Source organism: uncultured Piscinibacter sp. (assembly GCF_937952055.1).
In the GTDB taxonomy this organism is placed as follows: Bacteria; Pseudomonadota; Gammaproteobacteria; order Burkholderiales; family Burkholderiaceae_C; genus Piscinibacter.
In genome coordinates, this window is sequence record NZ_CALFYO010000027.1 from 1 (window position 1) to 3520 (window position 3520).

At 69.0% G+C, this 3520-nt stretch carries 5 protein-coding genes; 1 reads left to right on the forward strand and 4 read right to left on the reverse strand.

Features of this window, described 5'->3' with window-relative positions:
* From Q0599_RS21305 to Q0599_RS21320, 4 genes are all read right to left on the reverse strand, one after another.
* Positions 1-296, reverse strand: a 296-nt coding sequence (locus Q0599_RS21305; RefSeq protein ID WP_298834152.1) for a c-type cytochrome, incomplete at its 3' end; no start/stop codon positions are given.
* The gene (locus Q0599_RS21310; RefSeq protein ID WP_298834155.1) at positions 297-2462 is read right to left on the reverse strand and encodes a molybdopterin cofactor-binding domain-containing protein; all 2166 of its coding nucleotides are present in this window, start codon (positions 2460-2462) and stop codon (positions 297-299) included. It abuts the gene before it with no gap.
* An 11-nt stretch (positions 2463-2473) separates the two neighbouring features.
* A complete protein-coding gene (locus Q0599_RS21315) occupies positions 2474-2926 on the reverse strand; it encodes a (2Fe-2S)-binding protein (RefSeq protein ID WP_298834157.1) in 453 nt (150 codons plus the stop codon).
* A 58-nt stretch (positions 2927-2984) separates the two neighbouring features.
* Entirely contained in the window at positions 2985-3329 is a 345-nt protein-coding gene (locus tag Q0599_RS21320; RefSeq protein WP_298834160.1) for a hypothetical protein, read from the reverse strand.
* Between Q0599_RS21320 and Q0599_RS21325 the strand changes: the two genes are divergently transcribed.
* Positions 3328-3513, forward strand: a complete 186-nt coding sequence (locus Q0599_RS21325; protein ID WP_298834162.1) for a hypothetical protein — start codon at positions 3328-3330, stop codon at positions 3511-3513. The two genes, Q0599_RS21320 and Q0599_RS21325, sit on opposite strands and share 2 nt — an antisense overlap.
* Positions 3514-3520: the final 7 nt, after the last annotated feature.

The window sequence follows — 3520 nt, forward strand, 5'->3', positions numbered from 1 at the left end:
TCCTTGCGCGCGGCGAAGAAGGCCGCGAGCGCGTCGATCTCGGCGTCGCTGAAGCCCTTGGCGATGCGGCCCATCACCGTCGGCTCGCGTTCGCCCTTCTTGAAGGCGCGCATCGCCGCGGCGAGGTCCGCGGCCGGCCGGCCGAAGAGCCGCGGCACGGCGGTGTCGACGCTCCTGCTGATCGCGTGGCAGCCGGAGCAGGACATCGCACCGGCCGGGCCGTCGGGCGAGGCGGCCTGCGCCGCGCCGCCCGACAGGGCAAGCAGGAGAAGACCTATCCCGCGCGCCCCGGGCACCTACGCCTTCTTCAGGTCGTGGTTCATCAGCGGCAGCGAGCGGATGCGCTTGCCGGTGGCCTTGAAGATGGCGTTGAGCACCGCCGGCGCGGCCACGGCGATCGTCGGCTCGCCGACACCGCCCCAGAACCCGCCCGACGGCACCAGCACCGTCTCGACCTTGGGCATCTCGTCGATACGCATCACATTGTAGCTGTCGAAGTTGGTCTGCTCGACAGCACCATCCTTGATGGTGATCTCGCCGTAGAGCGCCGCCGACAGGCCGTAGACGAACGAGCCGGCGACCTGGCGTTCGACCTGCGCCGGGTTGACGACGTGGCCGCTGTCGGTGGCCGCGGTGATCTTGTGGATCTTCAGCACGCCGGCATCGCTCACCGACACCTCGGCGACCGCGGCGACATAGCTGCCGTAGCCCATGATCTGCGCCACGCCATGGTGGTGGCCCTTGGGCAGCTTCTTGCCGTAGCCGGCCTTGGCCGCGGCGGCGTTGAGCACCGCGAGCCACTTCGGCTTCAGCATCTTGCGGCGGAACTCCAGCGGATCCTGGCCGGCGGCATGCGCCAGCTCGTCCATGAAGGATTCCATGTAGATCGCGTTCTGGTTGGTGTTCACGCCGCGCCAGAAGCCCGGCGGCACGTGCGGATTGCGCATGGCGTGATCGATCAGCAGGTTCGGCACGCTGTAGCCGTAGGCCGCCTCGACGCCCGAGGCCGCGAAGCCCTGGAACTGCACCGGATCCATGCCGTTGACCAGGTTCTGCGGCAGCACCGAGCTCAGGATCGACTGGCCGGAGATGCGCACGTGCAGGCCGACGAGGTTGCCCTTGTCGTCCAGCCCGCCGACCATCTTGCACATGGTGATGGGATGGTACTGGCAGTGCGTCATGTCCTCTTCGCGCGACCAGACCAGCTTGATCGGCACGCCGGGCATCTGCTTGGCGATCTGCACGGCCTGGTGCACGTAGTCGGTGCGGCCGCGCCGGCCGAAGCCGCCGCCCAGCAGCAGCTTGTAGACCTCGCATTTCTGCGCCGGCAGGCCGGACGCGGCCGAGGCCGCCGCCAGCGCCGCTTCGCCGTTCTGCGTCGGGCACCACACCTCGCACTTGTCGGGGGTGTAGAGCGCCGTGGCGTTCATCGGCTCCATCGTGACGTGGTGCTGGTAGGGGTACGAGTAGACCGCCTCGACCTTCCTGGCCGCGCCCGCGATCGCCGCCTTGGCGTCGCCCGCCTTGTTGCCGACGAAGGCCTCCGACGCGTCGAGACCTTCCTTGAGCATCGCCGCGATGGTCTCGCTCGACACCTTCGCGTTCGGCGTCTCCTCCCAGACCACGGGCAGCGCGGCGATGGCGTTGCGCGCGGTCCAGTAGGTCTCGGCGATCACCGCCACCGCCGTGTCGCCGACCTTCACCACGCCCTTCACGCCGGGCATCGTCTTGACCTTGTCGGCGTCGAAGCTGACCACCTTGGCGCCGAACACCGGCGCGGCCTTGATCGTCGCCGTCAGCATGTTCGGCAGCCGCAGGTCGATGCCGTAGACCTGCTTGCCGGTCAGCTTGTCCATGGTGTCGAGCCGCTTCAGCGGCTTGCCGGCGATCTTCCAGTCCTTGGGGTCCTTGAGCTTGACCGACTTCGGCGGCTCGAGCTTGGCCGCCGCCACCGCGACCTTGCCGTAGGTCAGCCTGCGCTTGCTGGCCTTGTGCGTGATCACGCCCTTGTCGACGCTGCACTCGTCCGGCTTCACCTTCCATTCCGCCGCCGCCGCGCGCACCAGCATGTCGCGCGCCGCCGCGCCACCCTCGCGCACGTACTGATTCGACTCGCGCACGCCGCGGCTGCCGCCGGTCGAGAAGTTCCGCCACACGCGCTGGCGCGCCAGGTTCTGCGTCGGCGTGGGAAACTCCGTCGTGACCTTCGACCAGTCGCACTCCAGCTCCTCGGCGACGAGCTGCGCCAGGCCGGTGAGCGTGCCCTGGCCCATCTCCGAGCGCGCGATGCGGATCACGACCTTGTCGTCGGGATGGATCACGACCCAGGCGTTGAGCTCCGGCGCGGTCTCGGCCGCCTGCGCGCCGAATTGCGGCACGTTGAAGCCGAAGGTGAAGCTGCCGCCGATCGCGGCGGCGCCGGCCATCACGGTGCGGCGCTTGAGGCTGGTGGTGTTCGTCATGCCCGCCTCCCTCACGCCTTGGCCGCTTCGTGGATCGCCGCGCGCACCTGCTGGTAGGTGCCGCAGCGGCAGATGTTGGTCATGACCGCGTCGATGTCGGCGTCGGTCGGCTTGGGCTTGTCCTTCAGGAGCGCCACGGCGGCCATGATCATGCCGCTCTGGCAGTAGCCGCACTGCGGCACGTCCTGCGCCAGCCAGGCCTTCTGCACCTTGTGCAGCACGCCGTTGGCGGCGAGGCCTTCGATGGTGGTGATCTTCTTGTTGCCGGTGGCCTGGCTCAGCGGCACCTGGCACGAGCGTGTCGCCACGCCGTCGATGTGCACGGTGCAGGCGCCGCACTGGGCGATGCCGCAACCGTACTTGGTGCCGGTCATGCCCAGCGTGTCGCGCAGCACCCACAGAAGCGGCGTGCGCGGATCGACATTCACCTGATGGACTTTGCCGTTGATGGTAAGGGCGGCCATACAAGGTACTCCCTGGCTGCTGCGAGCTGGCTCGTCCTCGTCAACACGCGGACGGCCCTCAGCTTCCCTGTGCCGCAGCGTATGGCATTTCGCACGGCGCCGGGAAGCTCGTGTGACAGTCGTGGTCAAACGATTGTGATCCCGTCGCCGTGCAGCTACCTGACGAAAGCTCTTCATGTCGGGCGCGGTTGCGCGCGACATGCTCGTCGAGCTCCTGGAAGCCCACGGGCGGGCCGCAGTAGGGCTTCATCGCGCAGAAGTCGCGCACCACAGGAACAATGTCGCGCTTGAAGTCGCAGCCCTGGGCGATCCACTTCGCCGTCCAGCGGTCGGCGACCTCGTCGTCCATCAGCTCGATCGCCGGGTGGCGCGCCCAGTACTGGCGCAGCAGGTTCTTGATCATGCGCCGCCAGCGCTCCGGCTGGGCGATGGCCGCGAGCCTGGGCGTTTCAGGGGGCGGCTCGGGCGGCGCCTGCTCGAGCGCGTCCGCCGGCGCCGGCATGGGCGCGGGCGGCGGCGGCGGTTCCGGCACCGGCATCGCCGGATCGGCGGGGTGGCACCGCCGGGCGCGCCTCGAGACCCGCTGATGGATCG